Raw genomic sequence first — 4,278 nt, forward strand, 5'->3', positions numbered from 1 at the left:
TTCAGTAGTCGTTTTTTCCGTCCATGCAGCAATGGCTGATTCATCTAGCCATACGGTTAGAGAACCGCGCTGCCTGAGGGCCTTGTTATAGGAGGGCCAGTTAGTGATTTTAAAATTTTGTTTTGCCTTTGCCATGGAGACCTGATTTTGAAACAACTATGGTGATCTGATCCGATGATTACCCAAACTTTCTATTTATTCAACAAAGCCGAGAACTGGGTGAATTATGCGGATGCGGTCTACGATCGGGTCGGCAATATCGAACTCTCGCGCATTATGGGGGCGGATGTACGCCTTGATGCCGCTGGATTCGACATAGGCATTCGCCAAAGCTGGCAGCAAGCGATGGAAGAAGCAGCCCAAAACGGTGGAAAACCGTTCCCGATCCCGGCTGGTTGCTCTGAGCATCCATTGGGTGGGTTAGGCTTCGTCGGCTTTGCTGAAGAAGTGCGTCAGCAGGAAAAAGAGCTGGGCTTTACTTTCGATTATATCGTGGTCTGTTCCGTCACCGGCAGCACCCAGGCAGGGATGGTAGTTGGCTTTGCCGCCGATGGGCGCTCTCGTCGCGTTATCGGCATCGATGCTTCTGCCAAACCAGAACAAACCAAGGCGCAGATTCTGCGTATTGCGCAAAACACGGCGAACCTGGTGGAACTGGGTCGCGAGATCACTGAAGAAGACGTGGTGCTGGATACCCGCTACGGTGGACCGGAGTATGGCTTACCCAATGAAGGTACGCTGGAAGCGATTCGTCTGTGCGCCCGCACTGAAGGGGTATTGACCGACCCGGTTTATGAAGGAAAATCCATGCACGGTATGATCGACATGGTGCGCCGCGGAGAGTTTCCTAAAGGTTCCAAAGTGCTGTATGCCCATTTGGGTGGTGCCCCGGCACTGAGCGCTTACAGCTATATTTTCCGTAATGGCTGATAGTGCTTTATCGATAGCTGGCCCGTTCGGGCCAGCGTTATCAAAAAGGTAACTGCGTGGTTGAGAGCATCTGGCGTAATCCCATAAAGGAACGTATCTGCCGTACTCCGGGCAGAAATAACAACTGCTCAGCATGTAACTTATTAAAACTTTGATTATCTCTGATGCGGAGCATCATCATGTAATCGAATTCCCCTGTCACCACATGACATTCCATGCATCCACTGATGTTTTGTGCCGCCAGTTCAAAATCAGCAAACGACTGGGGCGTCGAACGGTCCAACACCACGCCGATAATCACCACCATGCCTGCATTCAACGCTTCAGGATTGAGCAGGGCCACCGTGCCTTTTATCAGTCCAGCCTGCTTTAAACGCTCTACTCGCCGTAGGCAGGCTGGCGCACTGAGGTTGACTTTTTCTGCCAGCGCCACGTTGGAAAGCGAAGCATCCTTTTGCAGCAGTTGCAGGATGGTGTAATCGAACTTATCAAGGTCAGCGGGCTTTTCTTCTGCGATGGTCGGCGATAATGTTTTTTTTCATGGTGTTGCCTTTTATTCGTCACGTATAATTATAGAGTGAATAACATAAAATTGCGTGTTGTACCCGATATCGTTCAGCTAAAACCATCGATTATCCTCAGCACTGTTGAAAATGAACGATATACCCTCGCATCAAACAATATTATTAACACATCGCTTTCCCCAATAAACATAAGAAAAAACGATGTGTCTAGCGCCCTAGGGGCGGATGTTCAATAAGGTGTGGAAAAAGAAAGTGATAGAAATCCCAGATGTGGGGGGGGGGGAAGCGTGTCAGAAAGTGTTCAAATGTGACAAAAAATGCGTATTTATTGGGTGGTCGACTTATAATCCGCCTTTGACATTTTTCGGGCAGTCTGGCCCGAGATGAATGGTCTATCCTTGATTTTCAACAACGCATAAAAGGGAACTTCTTATGCAACTCATTATGAGTCTTATTGGCATGGTTGTGTTGGTGCTGGTCGCCATTTTACTTTCCAGCAACCGCAAGGCTATTTGTCTGCGCACGGTGTTGGGCGCTTTCCTGCTCCAGATTGGTATTGGTGCCTTGGTGCTTTATGTGCCTCTTGGCCGCCGGGTACTGGCAGGGATGACCGAAGGGGTTGCCCTGATTATTGGTTACGGCAATGAAGGCGTATCGTTTATTTTTGGTGGCCTGGCTTCCGATAAAATGTATGAACTGTTTGGCGGTGGTGGTTTTGTGTTCGCACTGCGGGTGCTGCCGATCATTGTCTTTTTCTCCTCGTTGATTGCCGTGCTGTATTACATCGGGGTGATGCAATGGGTTATTCGCCTGCTAGGCGGAGCGTTGCAAAAGCTGCTAAAAACGTCACGCACCGAATCGCTCTCAGCGACGGCAAATATCTTCGTCGGGCAGACTGAGGCACCGCTGGTAGTGCGCCCCTATATTGCCACCATGACGCGTTCGGAGCTGTTTGCAGTAATGTGCGGCGGGCTGGCGTCTATTGCCGGAGCGGTAATGGCAGGCTATGCGCAGATGGGAGTGCCGTTGGAGTATCTGATTGCCGCCTCCTTTATGGCCGCGCCGGGAGGATTGCTGTTTGCCAAACTGATCGTGCCGGAAACAGAAAAAACACACGATCATGAAACCCACTCCGGTTTTGTGAGCGCCGATGATCAACCGGCCAACGTGATTGATGCAGCGGCCAGTGGCGCGGCTTCCGGGTTGCAACTGGCCCTGAATGTGGGAGCGATGCTGCTGGCGTTTGTGGCGCTGATTGCCTTACTTAATGGCATCCTGGGGGGTATTGGCGGATGGTTTGATTATCCACAGCTCTCTATGGAACTGATTTTGGGCTGGTTGTTCGCGCCGGTGGCTTTCCTGATCGGGATACCGTGGCAGGAATCGACGGTGGAAGGGGCCTTTATCGGCCAAAAACTGATTCTCAATGAGTTTGTTGCTTATCTGAATTTTAGTCAGCATCTCAAAGCGGATGATGCCGTGGCAGCCCTGGGATTACAGGTGCTCTCGGATCAATCGAAAGCCATTATTTCGTTTGCCTTATGCGGCTTTGCCAATCTGTCATCGATTGCGATTTTGATTGGTGGGCTCGGCAGCATGGCTCCAAATCGTCGTCAAGATATCGCGCGTTTTGGTTTGAAAGCGGTCGCGGCAGGAACGCTTTCAAACCTGATGAGTGCGACCATTGCTGGTTTCTTTCTGGCGCTTTAAAGCCTGACCCGCAGCAGGGGAGAGTGTACGTTAATGACCATCTCGGCGTTTATCGGCAATATTGAATGGATGACGCTGCCTTTGCCCAATAGCGAGGCTGTGTATCCTGGATTCTGCGCCTATTGTCGCTTCAACCCAGTGGCTTACCACGATACGCTTTATCATCGTATTGATGTTCCCTTGTCTGCGGAACTGGCGCGCTCGGTGCCCAAGCGCCGCGCTGAATTTCTCGCGGGGCGTTATTTGGCGCGCCATGTGCTGGAAAAACTCGGTATTAACCAGTTTACCTTGCTGAGCGGCCAGGACCGCTCGCCGGTATGGCCTGAAAATCTCTGTGGCTCTTTGAGCCACAATAAAGACAGCGTGCTGTGCGCGATTCACCGCCGCAGTGACGTATTCAGCGGTGTGGGGGTGGATGTGGAAACGCTGATGAGTGACGATCGGGCGGCTTCACTCTGGCCTGGTATCGTGGGTGACGAGGAGTGCCAATGGCTGCAAGGGGTGGATATGCCGTTTTGCCAGGCGCTGACGTTGAGCTTTTCTGCCAAGGAGAGCTTGTTTAAAGCTATCTATCCTTCGGTTCAGCATTATTTCGATTTTTTAGATGCGCAAATTATCGTGCTCAACCAGGCTCAACAGGTTTTCGAACTGCAATTGCAAACCACGCTAACTCCTGAATTTCCCACGGGCCGGCGCTTCAAGGGGGTATACCGGATGATGGCTGACAAAGTCACCACCTTCCTCTGCCTTGAGCCCTCGAAGGCTGTCTGACGAAAACTGCGATACGTAGGCGCGTATTCAAAGGAAACGGTAGTCGCCTGTTATTCTCGTGGGGATTGGCGTATCGGCATATTCAAGTGATATCTGTCCCAGATATTTTTTTAACCGTCATTCCGCACCTACTTTAAGAATAAATTCGACGGTATCGCTCGCCGAGAACATCAACGATGGTCTTGTGAATAGAATTGAGGTTGGATACTTGTGGTGATCTGTCACCAATACTGAACTCATAAATCCCAAAAAAACAGAGGAAAACCCAACGCGCTGTGGGTTTTTGAGTCGGTTTTTTCTTCATATCTGGCACGCTACGTCCTTGAACTGCCAAAGCATTACG

Annotated in this window: 2 protein-coding genes and 4 pseudogenes; 3 read left to right on the forward strand and 3 right to left on the reverse strand. The window is 50.7% G+C overall.

Annotated features, from left to right (window positions below):
• Nucleotides 1-135: pseudogene (locus ACTBDZ_RS15550) on the reverse strand (IS5/IS1182 family transposase); the annotation flags it as partial.
• Between the two features lie 75 nt (nucleotides 136-210).
• On the opposite strand from ACTBDZ_RS15550, the pseudogene ACTBDZ_RS15555 reads away from it, so the two are divergent.
• Nucleotides 211-930 (forward strand): annotated as a pseudogene (locus tag ACTBDZ_RS15555) (1-aminocyclopropane-1-carboxylate deaminase); the annotation flags it as partial.
• A 40-nt stretch (nucleotides 931-970) separates the two neighbouring features.
• Here the strand turns inward: ACTBDZ_RS15555 and ACTBDZ_RS15560 are convergent.
• Nucleotides 971-1,472: pseudogene (locus tag ACTBDZ_RS15560) on the reverse strand (Lrp/AsnC family transcriptional regulator).
• 414 nt (nucleotides 1,473-1,886) lie between these two features.
• On the opposite strand from ACTBDZ_RS15560, the gene ACTBDZ_RS15565 reads away from it, so the two are divergent.
• Nucleotides 1,887-3,164, forward strand: a complete 1,278-nt coding sequence (locus ACTBDZ_RS15565; RefSeq protein WP_438815985.1) for a NupC/NupG family nucleoside CNT transporter — start codon at nucleotides 1,887-1,889, stop codon at nucleotides 3,162-3,164.
• 33 nt (nucleotides 3,165-3,197) lie between these two features.
• Nucleotides 3,198-3,935 (forward strand): 4'-phosphopantetheinyl transferase family protein, encoded by a 738-nt coding sequence (locus ACTBDZ_RS15570; protein WP_438815986.1) that lies wholly within the window; start codon nucleotides 3,198-3,200, stop codon nucleotides 3,933-3,935.
• Between the two features lie 133 nt (nucleotides 3,936-4,068).
• Here ACTBDZ_RS15570 and ACTBDZ_RS15575 read toward each other — a convergent pair.
• Nucleotides 4,069-4,278 (reverse strand): annotated as a pseudogene (locus tag ACTBDZ_RS15575) (IS1634 family transposase); the annotation flags it as partial.

Origin of the sequence: Symbiopectobacterium sp., assembly GCF_051710365.1 — a bacterium.
In the GTDB taxonomy this organism is placed as follows: Bacteria; Pseudomonadota; Gammaproteobacteria; order Enterobacterales; family Enterobacteriaceae; genus Symbiopectobacterium.